This window comes from Streptomyces sp. NPDC005574 (assembly GCF_040605435.1).
Lineage (GTDB): Bacteria > Actinomycetota > Actinomycetes > Streptomycetales > Streptomycetaceae > Streptomyces.
This window is the reverse complement of record NZ_JBEXCW010000037.1, coordinates 24,525-47,444: the sequence shown is the minus strand read 5'-3', so window position 1 is coordinate 47,444 and position 22,920 is coordinate 24,525. Positions and strand designations below refer to the sequence as shown.

At 71.2% G+C, this 22,920-nt stretch carries 19 protein-coding genes; 16 read left to right on the top strand and 3 right to left on the bottom strand.

Annotation, left to right across the window (positions count from 1 at the left end):
• The first annotated feature begins 58 nt into the window (after window positions 1–58).
• The 8 genes from ruvC to ABZT03_RS23490 all read left to right on the top strand — a co-directional run bounded on the left by ruvC (window position 59) and on the right by ABZT03_RS23490 (window position 9,391).
• Window positions 59–589, top strand: a complete 531-nt coding sequence (ruvC, locus tag ABZT03_RS23525; RefSeq protein WP_356042286.1) for a crossover junction endodeoxyribonuclease RuvC — start codon at window positions 59–61, stop codon at window positions 587–589.
• On the top strand, window positions 586–1,191 hold the full coding sequence (gene ruvA, locus ABZT03_RS23520) for a Holliday junction branch migration protein RuvA (RefSeq protein ID WP_356042284.1): 606 nt from the start codon (window positions 586–588) through the stop codon (window positions 1,189–1,191). The genes ruvC and ruvA overlap by 4 nt, the downstream gene beginning before the upstream one ends.
• 103 nt (window positions 1,192–1,294) lie before the next feature.
• Window positions 1,295–2,365: a Holliday junction branch migration DNA helicase RuvB gene (gene ruvB, locus ABZT03_RS23515; RefSeq protein WP_356042282.1), complete on the top strand. Its 1,071-nt coding sequence runs from the start codon at window positions 1,295–1,297 to the stop codon at window positions 2,363–2,365.
• A 164-nt stretch (window positions 2,366–2,529) separates the two neighbouring features.
• Complete coding sequence (gene yajC, locus ABZT03_RS23510) at window positions 2,530–3,072, top strand: preprotein translocase subunit YajC (RefSeq protein ID WP_356042280.1); 543 nt, start codon at window positions 2,530–2,532, stop codon at window positions 3,070–3,072.
• A gap of 132 nt (window positions 3,073–3,204) precedes the next feature.
• The gene (secD, locus tag ABZT03_RS23505) at window positions 3,205–4,971 is read left to right on the top strand and encodes a protein translocase subunit SecD (RefSeq protein WP_356042278.1); all 1,767 of its coding nucleotides are present in this window, start codon (window positions 3,205–3,207) and stop codon (window positions 4,969–4,971) included.
• A gap of 1 nt (window position 4,972) precedes the next feature.
• Window positions 4,973–6,091, top strand: a complete 1,119-nt coding sequence (gene secF / locus ABZT03_RS23500; RefSeq protein ID WP_356042276.1) for a protein translocase subunit SecF — start codon at window positions 4,973–4,975, stop codon at window positions 6,089–6,091.
• Window positions 6,088–6,636: an adenine phosphoribosyltransferase gene (locus ABZT03_RS23495; protein ID WP_356042274.1), complete on the top strand. Its 549-nt coding sequence runs from the start codon at window positions 6,088–6,090 to the stop codon at window positions 6,634–6,636. Before secF ends, ABZT03_RS23495 begins: the two co-directional genes overlap by 4 nt.
• 226 nt (window positions 6,637–6,862) lie before the next feature.
• A complete protein-coding gene (locus ABZT03_RS23490) occupies window positions 6,863–9,391 on the top strand; it encodes a bifunctional (p)ppGpp synthetase/guanosine-3',5'-bis(diphosphate) 3'-pyrophosphohydrolase (RefSeq protein ID WP_356042272.1) in 2,529 nt (842 codons plus the stop codon).
• Between the two features lie 82 nt (window positions 9,392–9,473).
• Here ABZT03_RS23490 and ABZT03_RS23485 read toward each other — a convergent pair whose 3' ends face one another.
• Both ABZT03_RS23485 and ABZT03_RS23480 read right to left on the bottom strand, forming a co-directional pair.
• Entirely contained in the window at window positions 9,474–10,703 is a 1,230-nt protein-coding gene (locus ABZT03_RS23485) for a DUF349 domain-containing protein (RefSeq protein ID WP_356042270.1), read from the bottom strand.
• Window positions 10,704–10,835: 132 nt separating this feature from the next.
• Complete coding sequence (locus ABZT03_RS23480; RefSeq protein ID WP_356042268.1) at window positions 10,836–11,657, bottom strand: peptidylprolyl isomerase; 822 nt, start codon at window positions 11,655–11,657, stop codon at window positions 10,836–10,838.
• A 178-nt stretch (window positions 11,658–11,835) separates the two neighbouring features.
• On the opposite strand from ABZT03_RS23480, the gene ABZT03_RS23475 reads away from it, so the two are divergent.
• The 5 genes from ABZT03_RS23475 (at window position 11,836) to rpsD (ending at window position 17,075) form a co-directional block, all read left to right on the top strand.
• The gene (locus ABZT03_RS23475) at window positions 11,836–12,543 is read left to right on the top strand and encodes an MBL fold metallo-hydrolase (RefSeq protein WP_356042267.1); all 708 of its coding nucleotides are present in this window, start codon (window positions 11,836–11,838) and stop codon (window positions 12,541–12,543) included.
• A gap of 11 nt (window positions 12,544–12,554) precedes the next feature.
• Window positions 12,555–13,817 carry a histidine--tRNA ligase gene (hisS, locus tag ABZT03_RS23470; RefSeq protein WP_356042265.1) on the top strand — a complete coding sequence of 421 codons (1,263 nt, stop codon included), beginning with the start codon at window positions 12,555–12,557 and terminating at the stop codon, window positions 13,815–13,817.
• A gap of 248 nt (window positions 13,818–14,065) precedes the next feature.
• A complete protein-coding gene (locus ABZT03_RS23465) occupies window positions 14,066–14,722 on the top strand; it encodes a vitamin K epoxide reductase family protein (RefSeq protein WP_356042263.1) in 657 nt (218 codons plus the stop codon).
• 67 nt (window positions 14,723–14,789) lie between these two features.
• A complete protein-coding gene (locus ABZT03_RS23460; RefSeq protein WP_356042262.1) occupies window positions 14,790–16,145 on the top strand; it encodes a replication-associated recombination protein A in 1,356 nt (451 codons plus the stop codon).
• Window positions 16,146–16,460: 315 nt separating this feature from the next.
• Window positions 16,461–17,075, top strand: coding sequence for a 30S ribosomal protein S4 (gene rpsD, locus ABZT03_RS23455; protein ID WP_356042260.1), 615 nt, complete (start codon window positions 16,461–16,463; stop codon window positions 17,073–17,075).
• 25 nt (window positions 17,076–17,100) lie between these two features.
• On the opposite strand, the gene ABZT03_RS23450 is transcribed toward rpsD, so the two are convergent.
• Entirely contained in the window at window positions 17,101–19,266 is a 2,166-nt protein-coding gene (locus ABZT03_RS23450; protein ID WP_356042258.1) for an AAA family ATPase, read from the bottom strand.
• Window positions 19,267–19,424: 158 nt separating this feature from the next.
• Between ABZT03_RS23450 and ABZT03_RS23445 the strand changes: the two genes are divergently transcribed.
• Genes ABZT03_RS23445 through alaS form a run of 3 tightly spaced genes read left to right on the top strand, consistent with a single transcriptional unit; the run spans window position 19,425 to window position 22,910 of the window.
• Complete coding sequence (locus ABZT03_RS23445) at window positions 19,425–19,880, top strand: DUF948 domain-containing protein (protein ID WP_356042329.1); 456 nt, start codon at window positions 19,425–19,427, stop codon at window positions 19,878–19,880.
• Window positions 19,881–19,887: 7 nt separating this feature from the next.
• Window positions 19,888–20,238, top strand: coding sequence for a hypothetical protein (locus ABZT03_RS23440; RefSeq protein ID WP_356042256.1), 351 nt, complete (start codon window positions 19,888–19,890; stop codon window positions 20,236–20,238).
• Window positions 20,238–22,910, top strand: a complete 2,673-nt coding sequence (alaS, locus tag ABZT03_RS23435; RefSeq protein ID WP_356042254.1) for an alanine--tRNA ligase — start codon at window positions 20,238–20,240, stop codon at window positions 22,908–22,910. Before ABZT03_RS23440 ends, alaS begins: the two co-directional genes overlap by 1 nt.
• Window positions 22,911–22,920 lie beyond the last annotated feature (10 nt).

The following is a 22,920-nucleotide window of genomic DNA, read 5'->3' as shown; positions in this document are numbered from 1 at the left end:
CCGTTGTCGGTGGCACCCGATAGCCTGCACGAACAGGAGATCGACGGGAGGGGGCGGGGTGCGCGTACTGGGTGTCGACCCGGGGCTGACCCGGTGCGGTGTGGGGGTCGTCGAGGGCGTCGCGGGGCGCCCGCTGACCATGCTCGGCGTCGGCGTCGTACGCACGCCCGCGGACGCCGAGTTGGGCCTGCGGCTCGTCGCCGTCGAGCAGGGCGTCGAACAGTGGCTCGACGAGTACCGGCCCGAATTCGTCGCGGTGGAGCGGGTGTTCAGCCAGCACAACGTCCGCACCGTGATGGGCACCGCCCAGGCCAGCGCCGTCGCCATGCTGTGCGCCGCCCGCCGCGGCATCCCCGTCGCCCTGCACACCCCCAGCGAGGTCAAGGCCGCCGTCACCGGCAGCGGCCGCGCCGACAAGGCGCAGGTCGGCGCGATGGTGACCCGCCTGCTGCGGCTCAGCGCGCCGCCCAAGCCCGCCGACGCCGCCGACGCCCTCGCGCTCGCCATCTGCCACATCTGGCGCGCCCCCGCCCAGAACCGACTCCAGCAGGCCGTCGCCCTGCACACATCGAAAGGCCGTACGGCATGATCGCCTTCGTGAGCGGCCCGGTCGCCGCCCTCGCCCCGGACTCCGCGGTGGTCGAGGTGGGCGGGATCGGCATCGCCGTCCAGTGCACACCGAACACCCTCTCCGGGCTGCGCACCGGACGGCAGGCCAAGCTGGCCACGTCCCTGGTCGTCCGCGAGGACTCGCTGACCCTGTACGGCTTCGCGGACGACGACGAGCGGCAGACCTTCGAACTGCTGCAGACCGCGAGCGGCGTCGGACCCCGGCTCGCCCAGGCGATGCTCGCCGTGCACACGCCGGACGCGCTGCGCCGGGCCGTCGCGACCGCCGACGAGAAGGCGCTCACCGCCGTCCCCGGCATCGGCAAGAAGGGCGCGCAGAAGCTGCTCCTGGAGCTGAAGGACCGTCTCGGCGAGCCGCTCGGCGCACCCGCGATCGGCACCGCGGTCACCTCCGGCTGGCGGGACCAGCTGCACGCCGCCCTGATCGGCCTCGGCTACGCGACCCGCGAGGCCGACGAGGCCGTCGCCGCGGTCACCCCGCAGGCCGAGGCGGCCGGCGGGGCCGTCCAGGTGGGCCAGTTGCTCAGGGCGGCCCTGCAGACCCTGAACCGAGCCCGCTGAACCGACCGCGCCGCCACCGGGGCGCGGGGCGCACCGCAGGCCGTGCCCGGCCGGCACCCCGGCCGATCGCCCCGCCCGGCGAGCCACCGCAAGGAGAACCGCAGTGAACTGGGACGACACGACCGACAGCTCCGCCGCCGAGCGGCTCGTCGGCGCGTCCGCCGACGGTGAGGACCAGGCCGTCGAGGCCGCCCTGCGGCCCAAGGACCTGGGCGAGTTCATCGGCCAGGAGAAGGTCCGCGAGCAGCTCGACCTGGTCCTGCGCGCCGCCCGCGCGCGGGGCGCCACCGCCGATCACGTCCTGCTCTCCGGCGCCCCCGGCCTCGGCAAGACGACCCTGTCGATGATCATCGCGGCCGAGATGGGCGCCCCCATCCGCATCACCAGCGGGCCCGCCATCCAGCACGCCGGCGACCTCGCCGCGATCCTGTCCTCCCTCCAGGAGGGCGAGGTCCTCTTCCTCGACGAGATCCACCGCATGTCCCGGCCCGCCGAGGAGATGCTGTACATGGCGATGGAGGACTTCCGCGTCGACGTCATCGTCGGCAAGGGCCCCGGCGCCACCGCGATCCCCCTCGAACTGCCGCCCTTCACCCTGGTCGGCGCCACCACGCGCGCGGGCCTGCTGCCGCCCCCGCTGCGCGACCGCTTCGGCTTCACCGCGCACATGGAGTTCTACGAGCCCGCGGAGCTGGAGCGGGTCATCCACCGCTCGGCCGGCCTGCTGGACGTGGAGATCGACACCGCAGGCGCCGCCGAGATCGCCGGCCGGTCCCGAGGCACGCCCCGTATCGCCAACCGTCTGCTGCGCCGCGTGCGCGACTACGCCCAGGTCAAGGCCGACGGACGGATCAGGAAGGACATCGCCGAGGCGGCCCTCGCGGTCTACGAGGTCGACGCCCGGGGCCTCGACCGGCTCGACCGGGGCGTTCTCCAGGCGCTGCTGAAACTGTTCGGCGGCGGGCCGGTCGGCCTGTCCACGCTCGCCGTCGCGGTGGGGGAGGAGCGTGAGACCGTGGAAGAGGTGGCCGAGCCCTTCCTCGTCCGGGAGGGACTGCTGGCCCGTACCCCGCGCGGGCGGGTCGCGACCCCTGCGGCCTGGGCGCATCTCGGCCTCACCCCGCCCCGGTCGGCAACCGGGGGAAACGGACAACAGGACCTGTTCGGGGCGTGACGGCGCGGGCATTGGCCCGGCCAGGAACCCAGGTGCCATGCTGAGCGTTGTTCCATGCGCGTGGACTCGCTTAGACTCCGCCGATGCCGCCTCCGTCGGCGGTACACATACCCCCATCCATCAGGCCGCCGTCCGCCGCGGTCGTGCGAAGGAAACTCCGTCCCGTGAATATCACCATGCTCCTCCCCTTCATCGTGCTCATCGGGGCCATGTTCCTCATGACCCGCTCGGCCAAGCGCAAGCAGGCGCAGGCCGCCGCCATGCGCAACGAGTTGCAGCCCGGCAGCGGCGTCCGCACGATCGGGGGCATGTACGCGACGGTCAAGGAAGTCAACGACGAGACGGTCCTCCTCGACGCGGGTCCGGGCGTCGACCTCCTCTTCGCCAAGAACTCGATCGGGGCCGTCCTCACGGACGACGACTACAACCGCATCGTCCACGGTGTCGAGCACGACCTGAAGTCCGACACCGACCTCGTCCCGGACGACGCCTCCTCCCTCACCGGGACCGACGACTCCGACCACTCCGTCGAGGACGCCGCCGCCTCCGACGACAAGCCCGTCGACTTCGGCAAGAAGGAGACGGCCGGGGAGCAGGCCGGGACCACGGCCGAGACGAAGGCCGAGGAGCCGGCCGACGCCGGAACCGCCGAGGCCACCACGGGCGACGAGCCGAAGAAGACCGACGGCGAGGCCGGCGCGAAGTAGCCGCGTCCCCGGGCGCGTGGACCAGCTCCGCGCGCCCCGGATCATGCGCAGCTCGCACGGGACCCCGACACCAAGTCATGGCCGCCCGCCCGCAGATCCGGCGCGCGTCGGCCCGAGAGGGAGTACGAGAAGGTGGCAGCACCTAAGAAGGGCCGGAGCGCGAGCGCCCAGAGCAAGCCGTGGCGCTCGCTGGCCCTCATCCTGATCGCCATCGTGGCGCTCACCGGCGGGATGTTCGCCTCCGGGCACACCACTCCGCGCCTCGGCATCGACCTTGCCGGCGGTACGAGCATCACGCTCCGGGCGGTCCCGGAGAAGGGACAGGAATCCGCGATCAACAAGACCAACATGAACACAGCGGTCGACATCATGAACCGCCGTGTCAATGGTCTTGGCGTCTCGGAGGCCGAGGTTCAGACCCAGGGCGACAAGAACATCATCGTCAACATCCCCAAGGGCACGAACTCCAAGGAGGCCCGGGACCAGGTCGGCACCACCGCCAAACTGTACTTCCGCCCCGTGATCGCGACGGAGGTCAGCGGCGGCGCCGCGACGGCCACCCCGTCGCCGAGCACCTCGGGCAAGGCGACCGACAAGGCCACGGACAAGGCGACCGGCAAGGGCGGCTCGTCATCGTCCCCCTCCGCCTCCGCGTCCCCGTCGGCCTCCGCCAGCACGCAGGGGCGCGCCGTCACCGACGCCCTGAAGGCGGACAGCTCCCCGTCGGCAAGCAGCTCGGCCGCCGCCGGCTCCCCGACGCCCAGCGCCAGCGCCTCCGTCGACCCGGCGACCGCCAAGCTCCAGGCGCAGTACGCCGCGCTGGACTGCAGCAAGGAGTCGGTCCGCAGCACGGCCGGCAAGGACGCCAAGGCCACCGAGCCCACCGTCGCCTGCGGCCAGAACTCGGGCGGCCAGTGGCAGAAGTACGTCCTGGGCGCCGCCGCCGTCGACGGCACGGACGTCAAGAAGGCGCAGGCCGTCTTCAACACGACGACCGCCGCCGGCTGGACGGTCACCATGGAGTTCACCGGCAAGGGCACCAAGAAGTTCGGTGACATCACGGGTCAGCTGGCGAAGAACCAGCAGCCGCAGAACCAGTTCGCGATCGTCCTCGACGGTGAGGTCGTCTCCGACCCGGCCGTCAGCGAGGCGCTGACCAGCGGCAGCGCGGAGATCTCCGGCAGCTTCGGCCAGCAGGAGGCGCAGAGCCTCGCCAACATGCTGTCGTACGGCGCGCTCCCGCTGACCTTCAAGGAGGACAGCGTCACCACGGTGACCGCCGCCCTCGGTGGCGAGCAGCTGCACGCCGGTCTGATCGCGGGCGCCATCGGCCTCGCCCTGGTCGTCATCTACCTGCTGATCTTCTACCGCGGTCTCTCCGTCATCGCGATCCCCTCGCTGCTGGTCTCCGCGGCCCTCACCTACGTGATCATGGCGCTGCTCGGCCCGGCCATCGGCTTCGCGCTGAACCTGCCGGCCGTCTGCGGTGCCATCGTCGCGATCGGTATCACCGCGGACTCGTTCATCGTGTTCTTCGAACGCATCCGGGACGAGATCCGCGAGGGCCGCTCGCTGCGCCCCGCCGTCGAGCGGGCCTGGCCGCGGGCCCGGCGCACCATCCTGGTCTCCGACTTCGTGTCGTTCCTGGCCGCCGCGGTGCTGTTCATCGTCACCGTCGGCAAGGTCCAGGGCTTCGCGTTCACCCTCGGTCTCACCACCGTGCTCGACGTGGTCGTCGTCTTCCTGTTCACCAAGCCGCTGATGACGATCCTCGCCCGCAAGAAGTTCTTCGCGAACGGCCACAAGCTCTCCGGCCTCGATCCGAAGGCACTCGGCGTCAAACCGCCGCTGCGCCGCACCCGCCGTCCGGCCGCCCCCGTCGACCCGAAGGAGGCGTGAGATGTCGAAACTCGGCAACCTCGGCGCCCGACTGCACCGCGGCGAGGTCGGCTACGACTTCGTCGGCAACCGCAAGATCTGGTACGGCATCTCGATCCTGATCACCATCACGGCCATCCTCGGCCTGGCGGTGCGCGGCCTGAACATGGGCATCGAGTTCCAGGGCGGTGCCGTCTTCACCACCCAGAAGCACATGAGCATCTCGGTGGCACAGGCCGAGACGTTCGCGGAGGAGGCGTCCGGACACGACGCCATCGTGCAGAAGCTCGGTGACGGCAGCCTGCGCGTCCAGATCGCCGGTATCGACACCGACAAGTCGGACCAGATCAAGGAGACGCTCGCCAAGGACCTGAAGGTCGACTCGGAGAGCATCAACGCGGACCTGGTCGGACCCAGCTGGGGCGACCAGATCGCCAACAAGGCCTGGCAGGGCCTGGCGATCTTCATGGTCCTCGTCGTGATCTACCTGGCGATCGCGTTCGAGTGGCGGATGGCGATCGCGGCCCTCGTCGCCCTGATCCACGACATCACCATCACGGTCGGCATCTACGCCCTCGTCGGCTTCGAGGTCACGCCGGGCACGGTGATCGGTCTGCTGACCATCCTCGGTTACTCGCTCTACGACACGGTCGTCGTCTTCGACAGCCTCAAGGAGCAGACGAAGGACATCACCAAGCAGACCCGCTGGACCTACAGCGACATCGCCAACCGGTCGATCAACAGCACCCTGGTCCGCTCGATCAACACCACCGTGGTCGCGCTGCTGCCGGTCGGCGCCCTGCTGTTCATCGGCGGCGGCGTCCTCGGCGCCGGCATGCTCAACGACATCTCGCTGTCGCTGTTCGTCGGCCTCGCGGCCGGTGCGTACTCCTCGATCTTCATCGCCACGCCGCTCGTCGCCGACCTCAAGGAGCGCGAGCCGCAGATGAAGGCGCTGCGCAAGCGCGTCCTCGCCAAGCGGGCCCAGTCCGCCGCGAAGGGCGAGCCGCTGGAGAGCGAGATCGCCGACGAGCCGCTGGACGACGAGCCGGACGACGAGGCCGCGGCGGTCGTCGGTCCCCGCCACCAGCCCGCGTCCCGCGGCCGCGGCCGCGGACGCCCCTCGGGGAAGCGCCGATGACCGAGGTCACCGACATCTCGGAGCTGCTGCTCAGCCGCATCCGTGACGTGGCGGACCACCCGGAGCCGGGCGTGGTGTTCAAGGACATCACCCCGCTCCTGGCGGACCCGGCGGCGTTCACCGCGCTCACCGACGCGCTGGCGGAGATCGCCGGGCGCACCGGCGCGACGAAGGTCGTGGGCCTGGAGGCCCGCGGCTTCATCCTCGGTGCCCCCGTCGCCGTCCGCGCCGGGCTCGGCTTCATCCCCGTGCGCAAGGCGGGCAAGCTCCCCGGAGCGACCCTCGGCCAGGCCTACGACCTGGAGTACGGCTCCGCCGAGATCGAGGTGCACGCCGAGGACCTGAGCGCCGACGACCGTGTCCTGATCGTCGACGACGTGCTCGCCACCGGGGGTACCGCCGAGGCGTCCATCCAGCTGATCCGCCGGGCCGGTGCCCAGGTCGCGGGTCTCGCGGTGCTGATGGAGCTCGGCTTCCTCGGCGGCCGCGCCCGGCTGGGGCCTGCCCTCGGAGATGCTCCCCTGGAGGCGCTGCTCAAGCTCTGAGCGGCCTGGCCGACAGCGGGGCCGCACCGGGCGCAGACCCCGGCGCAGGCCCTGTGTGGTCCGTAGGACACCGCCGAGGCGGGCCCGGAGGAATCCGGCGCCCGCCTCCGGCGTTTCCCGGTGCAGGGCCCTCACCGTGGCCTGAAGGCGATCCGGCGGCGCGGGATCGCTACCATGGGACCTCCGGAGCCTGACCGGGGGACCCGGATCCGCACGAGGAGTCCTCTTGGCAGACGAGGCCCAGCCACTCACCGCCGCCAAGCCCGAGCCCGGCTCGGCCCCCGCGGCGAAGCCCGCGCCGCCCGCGACGGACGCGAAGAACGACAGCGGCGGGCCGGTCGAGCACGCCCAGTCGGCGCCGGTCGAGAAGTCCGCCGAGCAGGCGCGCCCCAAGCCCGCCCCGGCCGAGCGTCCCGCGGCCCCGCAGGCAGCCCGGCCGGCCGCGGGCCAGCCCGCCCGATCCGGCTCCTCCAACCGTGTCCGCGCCCGGCTGGCCAGGCTGGGCGTCCAGCGCTCCAACCCCTACAACCCGGTCCTGGAACCGCTGCTGCGGATAGTGCGCAGCAACGACCCGAAGATCGAGACCTCGACGCTGCGGCAGATCGAGAACGCCTACCAGGTCGCCGAGCGCTGGCACCGCGGCCAGAAGCGCAAGAGCGGCGACCCGTACATCACGCACCCGCTCGCCGTCACCACGATCCTCGCCGAGCTCGGCATGGATCCGGCCACGCTCATGGCGGGCCTGCTGCACGACACGGTCGAGGACACCGAGTACGGCCTCGACCAGCTCCGCCGCGACTTCGGCGACTCGGTGGCGCTGCTCGTCGACGGCGTCACCAAGCTGGACAAGGTCAAGTTCGGCGAGGCCGCGCAGGCCGAGACCGTGCGCAAGATGGTCGTGGCGATGGCCAAGGACCCGCGCGTCCTGGTCATCAAGCTCGCCGACCGCCTGCACAACATGCGCACCATGCGGTATCTCAAGCGCGAGAAGCAGGAGAAGAAGGCGCGCGAGACCCTGGAGATCTACGCGCCGCTGGCCCACCGCCTGGGCATGAACACCATCAAGTGGGAGCTGGAGGACCTCGCCTTCGCGATCCTCTACCCCAAGATGTACGACGAGATCGTCCGCCTGGTCGCCGAGCGTGCCCCCAAGCGCGACGAGTACCTGGCCATAGTGACCGACGAGGTCCAGGCCGACCTGCGCGCGGCCCGCATCAAGGCGACGGTCACCGGCCGCCCGAAGCACTACTACAGCGTCTACCAGAAGATGATCGTCCGCGGCCGGGACTTCGCGGAGATCTACGACCTGGTGGGCATCCGCGTCCTCGTGGACACCGTCCGCGACTGCTACGCGGCGCTCGGCACGGTGCACGCGCGCTGGAACCCGGTCCCCGGCCGGTTCAAGGACTACATCGCGATGCCCAAGTTCAACATGTACCAGTCGCTGCACACGACGGTCATCGGACCCAACGGCAAGCCGGTCGAACTCCAGATCCGCACGTTCGACATGCACCGCCGCGCCGAGTACGGCATCGCCGCGCACTGGAAGTACAAGCAGGAGGCCGTCGCCGGCACCTCCAAGGTCCGCTCGGACGCGCCCCGGACCACCGGCAAGGACGACCACCTCAACGACATGGCGTGGCTGCGCCAGCTCCTCGACTGGCAGAAGGAGACCGAGGACCCCGGCGAGTTCCTGGAGTCCCTGCGCTTCGACCTCTCGCGCAACGAGGTCTTCGTCTTCACACCGAAGGGTGACGTCATAGCGCTGCCGGCGGGCGCCACCCCCGTCGACTTCTCGTACGCCGTGCACACCGAGGTCGGCCACCGCACGATAGGCGCACGCGTCAACGGACGCCTGGTGCCGCTGGAGTCCACCCTCGACAACGGCGACCTGGTGGAGGTCTTCACCTCCAAGGCGGCCGGCGCGGGCCCCTCCCGCGACTGGCTCGGCTTCGTCAAGTCGCCGCGCGCCCGCAACAAGATCCGCGCCTGGTTCTCCAAGGAGCGGCGCGACGAGGCGATCGAGCAGGGCAAGGACGCCATCGCGCGGGCGATGCGCAAGCAGAACCTGCCGATCCAGCGCATCCTCACCGGGGACTCGCTGGTCACGCTCGCGCACGAGATGCGCTACCCCGACATCTCCTCGCTGTACGCGGCGATCGGCGAGGGCCATGTCGCCGCGCAGAGCGTCGTGCAGAAGCTCGTGCAGGCACTCGGCGGCGAGGAGGCGGCCACCGAGGAGATCGACGAGGCGGTCCCGCCGGCCCGCGGCCGCAAGCGGCGCAGCAGCAACGACCCGGGTGTGGTCGTCAAGGGCGTCGACGACGTCTGGGTCAAGCTGGCCCGCTGCTGTACGCCCGTCCCCGGCGACCCCATCATCGGTTTCGTCACGCGGGGCAGCGGGGTCTCGGTTCACCGCAGCGACTGCGTGAACGTGGAGTCACTGTCCCGCGAGCCCGAGCGCATCCTCGAGGTCGAGTGGGCGCCGACGCAGTCCTCGGTCTTCCTGGTCGCCATCCAGGTCGAGGCGCTGGACCGCTCCCGGCTCCTGTCGGACGTCACCCGCGTCCTGTCCGACCAGCACGTCAACATCCTCTCCGCGGCCGTCCAGACCTCCCGCGACCGCGTCGCCACCTCCCGCTTCACCTTCGAGATGGGCGACCCCAAGCACCTGGGGCACGTCCTGAAGGCGGTCAGGGGCGTCGAGGGCGTCTACGACGTCTACCGGGTGACCTCGGCCCGGCAGCAGCGCTGAGCGGCCCGCCGTACGACGGACGAGGGCCCCGCGACTCGGGAAGGAGTCGCGGGGCCCTCGTGCCGTGCGGGTGGCGGGCCGCTCAGCCGCCGAACTCGTGCAGGCCCTTGAGCGCCTGGTCCAGAAGCGCCTGACGGCCCTCCAGCTCGCGCTCCAGCTTGTCGGCCCGGGAGGAGTTGCCCTGGGCGCGCGCCTGCTCGATCTGGCCCCGGAGCTTGTCCACGGCGGCCTGCAGCTGGCCGGTGAGACCCGCGGCACGCGCGCGTGCCTCCGGGTTCGTCCGGCTCCACTCGGCCTCCTCGGACTCCTGGATGGCCCGCTCCACGGTGTGCATCCGCGCCTCGACCTTGGGCCGCGCGTCACGCGGCACGTGACCGATGGCCTCCCAGCGCTCGTTGAGCGTGCGGAACGCGGCACGGGCCGCCTTCAGGTCCGAGACCGGCAGGAGCTTCTCGGCCTCCTCGGCGAGCTCCTCCTTGAGCTTCAGGTTCTCGGACTGCTCGGCGTCCCGCTCGGCGAAGACCGAGCTGCGGGCGGCGAAGAAGACGTCCTGGGCGCCGCGGAAGCGGTTCCACAGGTCGTCCTCGTGCTCGCGCTGGGCGCGGCCCGCGGCCTTCCACTCCGCCATCAGCTCGCGGTAGCGCGCGGCCGTCGGCCCCCAGTCGGTGGAGGCGGACAGCCCCTCCGCCTCGGCGACCAGCCGCTCCTTGGTCCGGCGGGCGTCCTCGCGCTGCGCGTCCAGCGACGCGAAGTGCGCCTTGCGGCGCTTGGAGAACGCCGAGCGCGCGTGCGAGAAGCGGTGCCACAGCTCGTCGTCCGACTTGCGGTCGAGCCGCGGCAGCCCCTTCCAGGTGTCCACCAGGGAACGCAGCCGCTCACCGGCCGCCCGCCACTGGTCGGACTGGGCCAGCTCCTCCGCCTCGGCGACCAGCGCCTCCTTGGCGTGCCGGGCCTCGTCGGACTGCTTGGCGCGCTGGTGCTTGCGCTCCTCGCGGCGGGCCGCGACGGTCTCGACGAGCTTGTCCAGCCGGGTCCGCAGGGCGGCCAGGTCACCGACCGCGTGGTGGGCGTCCACCTGCTCGCGGATGTGATCGATGGCGGTCTGGGCGTCCTTCGCCGACAGGTCGGTGGTCTTCACACGCTTCTCGAGGAGGCCGATCTCGACCACCAGGCCCTCGTACTTGCGCTCGAAGTAGGCCAGCGCCTCCTCAGGGGAGCCGGCCTGCCAGGAACCGACGACCTGCTCGCCGTCGGCCGTACGCACGTACACGGTCCCCGTCTCGTCGACGCGGCCCCACGGGTCGCTGCTCACAGCGCCTCCTCCACATGATGCCGGAGGACTTGTGGTCCCCCGGGCATCGTCCACAGTTTCGTCACGGCCAACATAGGCGACCGGCGGGTTGCCTGTCCGCATCCCGCGCGACCGAAATTACGCAGTTGGGGGTCAGGATTTCGTGACGGTGGCCTTGTTGATCACGACCGTCGCGTTGGGTGCTCCGTCGCCCCCTCCGGTGCTCTCCCCGGCGGCGGCGATCTTCTTCAGCACCTTCATCCCGGACGCCGAAACCGTGCCGAACGGGGTGTAGCTGGGCGGCAGCTGGCTGTCCTGGTAGACGAGGAAGAACTGGCTCCCTCCGGTGTGCGCCTGACCGGTGTTCGCCATCGCGATCGTGCCGGCCGGGTAGACGTTGCTCTTGAGGCTCTTGTCCTTCAGGTTCTCGTCCGGGATCGTGTAGCCGGGGCCGCCGCTGCCGGAGCCCGTCGGGTCACCGCACTGCAGCACGTAGATGCCGTTGGTGGTGAGCCGGTGGCACTTGGTGTGGTCGAAGTAGCCCTTGCCGGCGAGGAAGTCGAAGGAGTTCACGGTGTGCGGGGCCGCCGCCGCCTTCAGCGCGACGTCTATCTCACCGCACGTGGTGGCGAGCTTCATCGTGTACTTCGCCGACTTGTCTACGGTGAGGGCCGGTTCCTTCTTCCAGGTCAGCTTCTTCACCGAGCCGGGCGCGGCCTTCTCGCACGGGTCCGGCGCCTTGCTGGGGGCCTTGGCGCTCGGGGAGGTCTCGGCGCTCGCACTGGCTTTCTTGTCGTCGTCCTTGAGGACGCCGGTCGTGTAGAGCGCCACGCTGCCGATCACGATCACGCCGAGCACCGACGCGATCACCGAGTTGCGCATGCGCGCCCTGCGGCGCGCTGAGGTGCGCCGCTGCTGCTGCCGCAAGAACTTCTCCCGGGCGAGCTGCCGCTTCCGCTGTTCCTGGGTGACCACCGGGTTCTCTCCTCATGCGTCTCGTACGCCTGCTGGGACGCGTGCGTCTTGTGAGCCGACCGCCTGCGTGTGCCCCGTACCGTATATGGGTTCGCTGAGGAATCGGCAGCGCCGGTAGGCTCTGACCACAGGCGCAGCCATTCGCAAGCCACCCGTATCGACACAACGAGGGACGATCGTGCTCATTGCCGGGTTCCCCGCCGGGGCCTGGGGGACGAACTGTTATCTCGTCGCCCCCGCCGCCGGTGAGGAGTGCGTGATCATCGACCCCGGCCACCAGGCCGCCCAGGGAGTCGACGAGGCGCTGAGAAAGCATCGGCTTAAGCCCGTCGCCGTCGTCCTCACCCACGGCCACATCGACCACGTGGCCTCGGTCGTCCCGGTGTGCGGCGCGCACGACGTACCGGCCTGGATCCACCCCGAGGACCGGTACATGATGGCCGACCCGGAGAAGGCCCTCGGGCGTTCCATCGGGATGCCGCTGATGGGCGAGCTGACCGTGGGGGAGCCGGACGACGTCAGGGAGCTGACCGACGGCGCGAGGCTGGAACTGGCCGGTCTGGAGCTGTCCGTCGCGCACGCCCCCGGCCATACCAGGGGGTCGGTGACCTTCGGGATGCCCGAGACGGCGGAGATCCCGCCGGTCTTCTTCTCGGGCGACCTGCTCTTCGCCGGCTCCGTCGGACGCACCGACCTGCCCGGCGGTGACATGGCCGAGATGCTCGACTCGCTGGCCCGCGTGTGCCTGCCGCTCGACGACTCGACCGTGGTGCTGTCGGGCCACGGCCCCCAGACGACCATCGGCCAGGAGCGCGCCACCAACCCGTATCTGCGGCAGGTGGCCTCCGGCCAGGGAGCTTCGCCGGCTCCCCGACGAGGAATGTGACGAGACCTTCCGTGAGCACCTTCAAGGCCCCCAAGGGCACCTACGACCTCATCCCGCCCGACTCCGCGAAGTTCCTGGCGGTCCGCGAGGCCATCGCCGCACCCCTGCGCACCTCGGGCTACGGCTACATCGAGACACCCGGTTTTGAGAGCGTGGAGCTCTTCGCGCGCGGTGTCGGCGAGTCGACCGACATCGTGACGAAGGAGATGTACGCCTTCGAGACCAAGGGCGGCGACCAGCTCGCCCTGCGTCCCGAGGGCACCGCCTCCGTGCTGCGCGCCGCCCTGGAGGCCAACCTGCACAAGGCGGGCAACCTCCCGGTCAAGCTCTGGTACTCGGGCTCGTACTACCGCTACGAGCGCCCGCAGAAGGGCCGTTACCGCCACTTCTCGCAGGTCGGTGCCGAGGCCATCGGTGCCGAGGACCCTGCCCTGGACGCCGAGTTGATCATCCTGGCCGACCAGGCGTACCGCACGCTGGGCCTGCGGCAGTTCCGCGTCCTGCTCAACAGTCTGGGTGACAAGGAGTGCCGTCCGGTCTACCGCGCGGCCCTCCAGGACTTCCTGCACACCCTGGACCTGGACGAGGACACGCTGCGCCGTGCGGACCTCAACCCGCTCCGCGTCCTGGACGACAAACGCCCCGACGTCCAGGAGCAGTTGGCGGACGCCCCGCTGCTGCGCGACTACCTCTGCGACGCCTGCAAGGCGTACCACGAGGAGGTCCGCGACCTGGTCACGGCCGCGGGCGTCGCCTTCGAGGACGACCCCCGGCTGGTGCGCGGCCTGGACTACTACACGCGTACGACCTTCGAGTTCGTCCACGACGGTCTGGGTTCCCAGTCCGCGGTGGGCGGCGGCGGCCGCTACGACGGGCTGTCCGAGATGATCGGCGGCCCCGCGCTGCCCTCGGTGGGCTGGGCCCTGGGCGTCGACCGGACGGTCCTCGCACTGGAGGCCGAGGGCGTGGAGCTCGAACTCCCCTCCGCCACCAGCGTGTTCGCGGTGCCGCTCGGTGAGGAGGCCCGGCGCATCCTGTTCGCGAAGGTCACCGAGCTGCGCAAGGTGGGCATCGCGGCCGACTTCGCCTACGGCGACAAGGGACTCAAGGGCGCGATGAAGAACGCCAACCGCAGCGGCGCCCGCTACACGGTCGTCGCCGGCGAACGCGACCTGGCCGAGGGCCTCGTCCAGCTCAAGGACATGGAGTCCGGCGAGCAGACGGCGATCGGTGTGAACGAGATCGTGGCCGAGCTGGAGTCCAGGCTGGGCTGAGCGCGCGGGGCGGTGGCGGGTGCGGGGCGGTGCCCGGCACCCGCCACCGTGCGTTCGGGGGGTGCCGCGTGACCCGGGCGGGGGCGGGGCGGGGGTCGGCCGGTCCTCGCTGGCGCCTGTCCGGATCCGAACATTCCCGTGCCGGCGCGCGTACCTTCTTGCGTCCACCGAACGTTGGGCATACGCGGCGTGCGGCACAATGGCCCCGCCCGAAGAAGTCCCCACCCCCAAGCGATGGAATCGGCGTGATGAGCAAGACGACAGTCAAGGACGTCTCCACCGACCCCGAGCCGGAGAGCGCCGCCGCCGAGCCGCGCACGGTCGGCGGCAGTCGTGCGTTCGGCCTGCTGCTGATCATCACCGGCGCGGCCGGACTGCTCGCCGCCTGGGTCATCACGATCGACAAGTTCAAGCTGCTGGAGGCCAAGGCCGCGGGCAAGACGTTCACGCCCGGCTGCAGCCTCAACCCCGTCGTCTCCTGCGGCTCCGTCATGGAGAGCAAGCAGGCCGCCGCCTTCGGCTTCCCCAACCCGATGCTCGGCCTGGTCGCCTACGGCATCGTGATCTGCGTCGGCATGAGCCTGCTGGCCCGCGCCCGCTTCCCGCGCTGGTACTGGCTCACCTTCAACGCCGGCACCCTCTTCGGTGTCGCCTTCTGCACCTGGCTCCAGTTCCAGTCGCTGTACCGGATCAACGCGCTGTGCCTGTGGTGCTCCCTCGCCTGGGTCGCCACGATCACCATGTTCTGGTACACGACGTCGTTCAACGTCCGCCACTCCTTCCTGCCCGCCCCCCGCTGGCTCAAGGGGTTCTTCGGCGAGTTCACCTGGGTGCTGCCGGTCCTGCACATCGGCATCATCGGCATGCTGATCATGACCCGCTGGTGGGACTTCTGGACCAGCTGACGGCTCCGGTCCCGGGGCCGGTGACCGCCCCGGCCGGATTGTCAGTGGGGTGACATAGGGTTTTCACGTGGAGCCCGACCTGTTCACCGCCGCAGCAGAAGAACGCCAGGAGAAGGACCCGTCCGGCAGTCCCCTGGCGGTCCGGATGCGCCCGCGCACCCTCGACGAGGTGGTGGGCCAGCAACACCTGCTCAAGCCCGGCTCGCCCCTGCGCAGACTGGTCGGCGAGGGCGCGGGCGGCCCGGCGGGACCGTCCTCGGTGATCCTCTGGGGTCCGCCCGGCACCGGCAAGACCACCCTGGCGTACGTCGTCTCCAAGGCCACCGACAAGCGCTTCGTGGAGCTCTCGGCGATCACCGCCGGCGTCAAGGAGGTCCGCGCGGTCATCGACGGCGCCCGCCGCGCCACCGGCGGGTTCGGCAAGGAGACCGTCCTCTTCCTGGACGAGATCCACCGCTTCAGCAAGGCCCAGCAGGACTCCCTGCTCCCCGCCGTCGAGAACCGCTGGGTGACCCTGATCGCGGCGACCACCGAGAACCCGTACTTCTCGGTGATCTCCCCCCTGCTGTCCCGCTCCCTGCTGCTGACCCTCGAACCCCTCACCGATGACGACCTGCGCGCACTCCTGCGGCGCGCCGTGACCGGCGAGCGCGGCCTGAAGGGCGCCGTCGCCCTCCCCTCGGACACCGAGGAGCACCTGCTGCGGATCGCCGGCGGGGACGCCCGCCGGGCGCTGACCGCGCTGGAGGCCGCCGCCGGGGCCGCCCTCGACAAGGGCGAGACGGAGATCGGCCTCCAGACCCTGGAGGAGACCGTCGACCGCGCGGCCGTGAAGTACGACCGCGACGGCGACCAGCACTACGACGTGGCCAGCGCCCTGATCAAGTCCATCCGCGGCTCCGACGTCGACGCGGCGCTGCACTACCTGGCCCGGATGATCGAGGCCGGCGAGGACCCCCGCTTCATCGCCCGCCGCCTGATGATCTCCGCCAGCGAGGACATCGGCCTCGCCGACCCGAACGCCCTGCCGATCGCGGTCGCCGCCGCCCAGGCCGTCGCCATGATCGGCTTCCCCGAGGCCGCGCTCACCCTCAGCCACGCCACCATCGCCCTCGCCCTGGCCCCCAAGTCCAACGCCGCGACCATGGCGATCGGCGCCGCCATGGAGGACGTGCGCAAGGGGATGGCGGGTCCGGTGCCCCCGCACCTGCGGGACGGCCACTACAAGGGCGCGGCCAAACTGGGGCACGCCCAGGGGTACGTGTATCCGCACGACCTGCCCGAGGGCATCGCCTCTCAGCAGTACGCCCCGGAGGAACTCAAGGACCGCGAGTACTACGCGCCGACCCGGCACGGCGCCGAGGCCCGGTACGCGGACGCGGTCGAGTGGACCAGGAAACACCTCGGTCGGGGGCGGTCCTGACCACCCTGTAAGATGACCCGAAGCGCTGCGTCCCGTGTCCGGCTCCGGTCGGCATCACCAGAACGGGACATGCAGCCGGAACCCCTGCCACCACGGAGGGATTCCAGGAGCGTCGCGCACCGTCGAAGGTGTCGCGGGCAGCCCACCACCACCCGGTCCCCGGGACGGTCGGTGGGCCACTCGTGTGCTGCACGTTGTGCCCAGACCAGGGAGCGGCTGCCTGCCCCGTCCGCGAGGACGAAGCGGGTCTCCCGGGCTGCGGATGCGACCTCCCTTAACTCTGGTGAGCCGACATCCACGAAAGAGACAGACACAGTGGCTAATCAGCCCCGTCCCAAGGTCAAGAAGTCGCGTGCCCTCGGCATCGCGCTGACCCCGAAGGCCGTCAAGTACTTCGAGGCCCGCCCCTACCCGCCGGGCGAGCACGGCCGCGGCCGCAAGCAGAACTCGGACTACAAGGTCCGTCTGCTGGAGAAGCAGCGTCTGCGCGCGCAGTACGACGTGTCCGAGCGTCAGCTCGTCCGCGCCTACGAGCGTGCCGCCAAGACCCAGGGCAAGACCGGTGAGGCCCTGGTCATCGAGCTCGAGCGCCGTCTCGACGCGCTGGTCCTGCGTTCGGGCATCGCCCGCACGATCTACCAGGCCCGCCAGATGGTCGTCCACGGCCACATCGAGGTCAACGGTGGCAAGGTCGACAAGCCGTCGTTCCGTGTCCGTCCCGACGACGTCGTGATGGTCCGCGAGCGCAGCCGCGAGAAGACCCTCTTCTCCATCGCCCGTGAGGGCGGCTTCGCCCCCGACGGCGAGACCCCGCGCTACCTCCAGGTGAACCTCCGCGCCCTGGCCTTCCGCCTGGACCGCGAGCCGAACCGCAAGGAGATCCCGGTGATCTGCGACGAGCAGCTCGTCGTCGAGTACTACGCCCGCTGACACCGGGGCGCGGCACCACCGCACATCAGCCCGCCGTCTCCCCGCCCTTCCGGGTGGGCGAGGCGGCGGGCTCGCGCGTGTCAGGGGCCGCGGCCGTGTGCCGCACCGGCCCGCGCGGCGCCGGCACCGCGTCCATCGACGCGGGCGGCGCCCCGCTCAGCGCCCGGCGCACCGCCGTCTCCCGGCCGAGCCCAGCGCCGAGCCGTACGCACTGCTCGTACCGCTCGTCGCCCAGGCCCCGCCGGGCCGTCGTCTCGCACAGCTCGTGCGGGGCGTTGTAGTACGCCGAGCCGAACAGCGGCAGCCCCACCGAGGGCCACATCGCGGAGGCCGCGCCCTGCAGCACCGCGGCCTCGGCCGCGTCCCCCTCGACCGCCGTGACCAGGGCCAGCAGTTCGATGGCCAGCACCGACCCGAGCAGGTCGCGGAAGGCGTGCGCGCCGCTCAGACAGTCGGTGAGCAGGTCGCGGGCGCGCCCCTGGTCGCCCTCGCTCCAGGCGGCGTACGCCAGCACGTACAGCGCGTACGTCCGGGCCCAGCGCTCGCCGTGGTCCTCGCAGACCCGGCGGACGTCCTCCGACAGCCGCACCGCGCCCGGCAGATCGCCCTGGAAGGCCCGGGCCATCGCCAGCTCCACCTGACCCATCAGCACGTTGCTGTTGAGCTCGCCGATCTCCTGGTAGCGCTCCAGGGCCGAGCGCAGCAGCGTCTCCGCGCGCGCCATGTCGTCCGTGACCAGGGCGAGGCAGCCGGCCCGGTGCTCGGCGTAGGCGACCGCGGTGGGGCTCGCCACCCGCTCCGCCTCCTGCCGGCACTCCTGGAGCGCGGCCAGCGCCGGCACCTTGTCGCCCTGGAGGATCGCGACGTAACCGAGCACCCACAGCGCCTTCAGGCGGGACTGCTCGTTGCCGGAGTCCTCGCGCACGGCCTGATCCAGCCAGTGCCGCCCCTCGGAGAGCCGGCCGCAGCCCGCCCAGTAGAACCACAGCGAGCCCGCCAGGTACTGGCCGAGCGGCGCCCCGTCGGGCTCGGCCAGGCAGCGCTCCAGGGCGCAGCGCAGGTTGGGCAGTTCGGCCTCCACGCGCACGGCGACCTCGTGCTGGCGCGGGGAGAACCACTCCAGCTCGCACCAGGTGGCCAGGCCCACGTACCAGTCGCGGTGCCGGCGTCGCAGCCGGGCAGCGTCCCCGGTGGCCTCCAGCCAGTCGGCGCCGTACGCTCGTACGACCTCCAGCATCCGGTAGCGCACGCCCGTCGCGGTCTCCTCGCGGGTGAGGACGGACTGGGCCAGCAGTTCCGAGAGGACGTCGAGGACGTCGTCGGCGTCGAGGCCGCCGCCGCTGCACACGTACTCCGCCGCCTCCAGGTCGAACCGCCCGGCGAACACCGTGAGCCGCGCCCACAGCAGCCGCTCCCGGGGCGTGCACAGCTCGTGGCTCCAGCCGATCGCCGTACGGAGGGTGTGGTGGCGTGGCAGGGCGTCCCGTCCGCCGCCGGTCAGCAGCCGGAACCGGTCGTCGAGCCGTTCCAGCAGCTGGGCGGGGGACAGGGCCCGCAGCCGTCCGGCGGCCAGTTCCAGCGCCAGCGGGATCCCGTCCAGGCGCCGGCACAGCTCCCGTACGTCCGCGTCGTCCGCGACCGGTACCCCGTGCTGTGCCGCCCGGTCCAGGAACAGCGCGGCGGCCTCGTCCCCGGCGAGGGCGCCGAGCGGGAAGACCCGCTCCCCGGCCAGGGCCAGCGGCCTGCGGCCCACCGCGAGCACCCGCAGGCCGGGCAGCCGCCGCAGCAGGTCCGCCGTGAGCGCGGCACAGGCGTCCACCAGGTGCTCGATCCCGTCGAGGACCAGCAGCAGACGGCGTCCGGCGAGCAGGTCGAGGAGCGTCTCGCGGGGCGCGCGCGTGGTGTGGTCCGTCAGCCCCAGGGCCTCCACGACTGCGTAGTCGACGAACTCGGGGTCGCGCACCGGGGCCAGCTCCACCCGCCACACCTCGTCACCTCCCGCGGAGCGCGCCGCCGTGTGCGCGGCCAGGCGCGACTTGCCGACACCGCCGGGCCCCGTGACCGTGACCAGCCGCGCGGTGCCCAGGGCCCGCTCCAGCGCGGCGAGTTCGGCCGAGCGGCCCACGAACGCAGTGAGTTCCGGGGACAGGTTGCCGGTCACGGGGGTGCCGCCGGGCTGAGTGACTCGCATGGAACACGGAGCGTACTGAGCCGTGTTCGGTCCGTACAAGCGCGGCGGACGACCCGGCCGCGCGCGAGCGGCAATGCGGTACGGAGCGGCAGCCCCGGCGCGATAGGCTCATGACACTGTTTTCAGGTTCGACGTTGACCGCACGTTTCAGGGAGCGGGTGCACACAGTGTCCGGTGGAGAGGTTGCCGGGATCCTGGTGGCCGTGTTCTGGGCGATCCTGGTCTCCTTCCTCGCCGTCGCGCTGGTGAGGCTGGCCCAGACGCTCAAGGCGACCACCAAGCTCGTCGCGGACGTGACCGACCAGGCCGTCCCGCTGCTGGCGGACGCCTCCCTGGCGGTGCGCTCGGCGCAGACCCAGATCGACCGGGTCGACGCCATCGCGTCGGACGTCCAGGAGGTCACGTCGAACGCCTCCGCACTCTCCACCACCGTCGCCTCCACCTTCGGCGGCCCCCTGGTCAAGGTCGCGGCCTTCGGCTACGGCGTGCGCCGGGCCCTGGGCGGCCGCCGGGAGGACGCGCCCGCCAAGGCGCCCCGGCGTACCGTGATCGTGGGACGCACCGTCCCGGGCGCGCGGCGGGAGAAGCGGAACAACCGGGGAAAGAAGGCCTGAGCGAGCGATGTTCCGCCGTACGTTCTGGTTCGGCACGGGCGTGGCCGCCGGTGTCTGGGCCACCACCAAGGTCAACCGAAAGCTCAGGCAGCTGACCCCCGAGAACCTTGCCGCGCAGGCCGCGAACAAGGCGATCGAGACGGGCCAGCGGCTCAGGGACAGCGCCGTGGGGTTCGCCCTGGACGTCCGCGCGGGCATGGCCCAGCGGGAGGCCGAACTCGGCGAGGCCCTGGGGATCCACGCGGACCCCGAACTCCCCGCCCCCCGGCGGTACGCCGCCATCGAGAACCGCAGCAACCCGAGGTTCGTCGACCGTGACCGGACGACGGACCCGTACAACCGGAATGAGGACCACTGATGGAGTCGGCCGAGATTCGTCGCCGCTGGTTGAGCTTCTTCGAGGAGCGCGGTCACACCGTCGTCCCTTCGGCGTCGCTCATCGCGGACGACCCGACTCTGCTTCTCGTCCCGGCCGGCATGGTGCCCTTCAAGCCGTACTTCCTCGGTGAGGTCAAGCCGCCCTTCGCGCGCGCCACCAGCGTGCAGAAGTGCGTGCGCACGCCCGACATCGAAGAGGTCGGCAAGACCACGCGGCACGGCACCTTCTTCCAGATGTGCGGCAACTTCTCTTTCGGCGACTACTTCAAGGAAGGCGCCATCAAGCACGCCTGGGAGCTGCTCACCAGCCCCCAGGACAAGGGTGGTTACGGCCTGGAGCCGGAGAAGCTCTGGATCACCGTCTACCTGGAGGACGACGAGGCCGAGCGCATCTGGCGTGACGTCGTCGGCGTCCCGGCCGAGCGCATCCAGCGTCTCGGCAAGAAGGACAACTACTGGTCCATGGGCGTCCCCGGCCCGTGCGGCCCCTGCTCCGAGATCAACTACGACCGCGGCCCCGAGTTCGGCGCCGAGGGCGGCCCCGCCGTCAACGACGAGCGGTACGTGGAGATCTGGAACCTCGTCTTCATGCAGTACGAGCGCGGCGAGGGCAGGGGCAAGGAGGACTTCGAGATCCTCGGTGAGCTGCCGAGCAAGAACATCGACACGGGTCTCGGCCTGGAGCGGCTCGCCATGATTCTGCAGGGCGTGCAGAACATGTACGAGATCGACACCTCGATGGCCGTCATCAGGAAGGCCACCGACCTCACCGGCGTCGCGTACGGCCGGGCCCACGAGTCGGACGTCTCCCTGCGCGTGGTCACCGACCACATGCGCACCTCCGTCATGCTCATCGGCGACGGCGTCACCCCCGGCAACGAGGGCCGCGGCTATGTCCTGCGCCGCATCATGCGCCGCGCCATCCGCAACATGCGCCTGCTCGGCGCCACCGGCCCGGTCGTCAAGGACCTGATCGACGTCGTCATCGAGATGATGGGCCTGCAGTACCCGGAGCTCGTCACCGACCGCGAGCGCATCGAGACGGTCGCCCTCGCCGAGGAGGCCCGCTTCCTCAAGACCCTCAACGCCGGCACCAACGTCCTGGACACCGCCGTGTCCGAGACGAAGTCCGCCGGCGCCACGGTCCTGCCCGGCGACAAGGCGTTCCTGCTGCACGACACCTGGGGCTTCCCCATCGACCTCACCCTGGAGATGGCCGCCGAACAGGGCCTGTCCGTGGACGAGGACGGCTTCCGCCGCCTGATGAAGGAGCAGCGGGAGCGGGCGAAGGCCGACGCCCAGGCCAAGAAGACCGGTCACGCCGGCGCCGGCGCCTACCGTGAGATCGCCGACAAGGCGGGCGAGACAGACTTCGTCGGCTACACGGACACCGAGACCGAGTCGACGGTCGTCGGCATCCTCGTCGACGGTGCCTCCTCGCCGGCCGCCACCGAGGGCGACGAGGTCGAGATCGTCCTCGACCGCACCCCGTTCTACGCCGAGGGCGGCGGCCAGATCGGCGACACCGGCCGGATCCGGGTCGACTCCGGTGCCGTCATCGAGATCCGCGACACCCAGAAGCCGGTGCCGGGCGTGTACGTCCACAAGGGCGTCGTCCTGTTCGGCGAGGTGACCGTCGGGGCCAAGGCGCACGCCTCGATCGACGGCCGCCGCCGTACGGCCATCGCCCGCGCGCACTCCGCCACGCACCTCACCCACCAGGCCCTGCGCGACGCCCTCGGCCCGACGGCCGCCCAGGCCGGCTCCGAGAACCAGCCGGGCCGCTTCCGCTTCGACTTCGGTTCCCCCGCCGCCGTCCCGACGGCCGTGATGACCGACGTCGAGCAGAAGATCAACGAGGTGCTCGCCCGCGACCTCGACGTACGCGCCGAGGTGCTGAGCCTCGACGAGGCCAAGAAGCAGGGTGCCATCGCCGAGTTCGGCGAGAAGTACGGCGAGCGGGTCCGGGTCGTCACCATCGGCGACTTCTCCAAGGAGCTGTGCGGCGGCACGCACGTGCACAACACCGCCCAGCTCGGCCTGGTGAAGCTGCTCGGCGAGTCGTCGATCGGCTCGGGGGTGCGCCGTATCGAGGCCCTGGTGGGTGTCGACGCCTACCACTTCCTCGCCCGTGAGCACACGGTCGTCGCCCAGCTCCAGGAGCTGGTCAAGGGCCGTCCGGAGGAGCTCCCGGAGAAGATCTCCAACATGCTCGGCAAGCTGAAGGACGCCGAGAAGGAGATCGAGAAGTTCCGCGCCGAGAAGGTGCTCCAGGCCGCCGCCGGGCTCACCGACTCCGCCAAGGACGTCAACGGGGTCGCCGTGGTCACCGGCCGGGTCCCCGACGGCACGAACCCCGACGACCTGCGCAAGCTGGTCATGGACGTCCGCGGGCGCATCCAGGGCGGACGGGCCGCCGTGGTCGCCCTGTTCACGGTCAACAACGGCAAGCCGCTGACGGTCATCGCCACCAACGAGGCCGCCCGCGAGCGCGGCCTGAAGGCCGGTGAACTGGTGCGTGCGGCCGCCAGGACGCTCGGTGGCGGTGGCGGCGGCAAGCCGGACGTCGCCCAGGGCGGCGGCCAGAACCCGGCCGCCGTCGGCGAGGCCGTGGACGCGGTCGAGCGGCTCGTCGCCGAGACGGCCAAGTGACCGCGGAGGA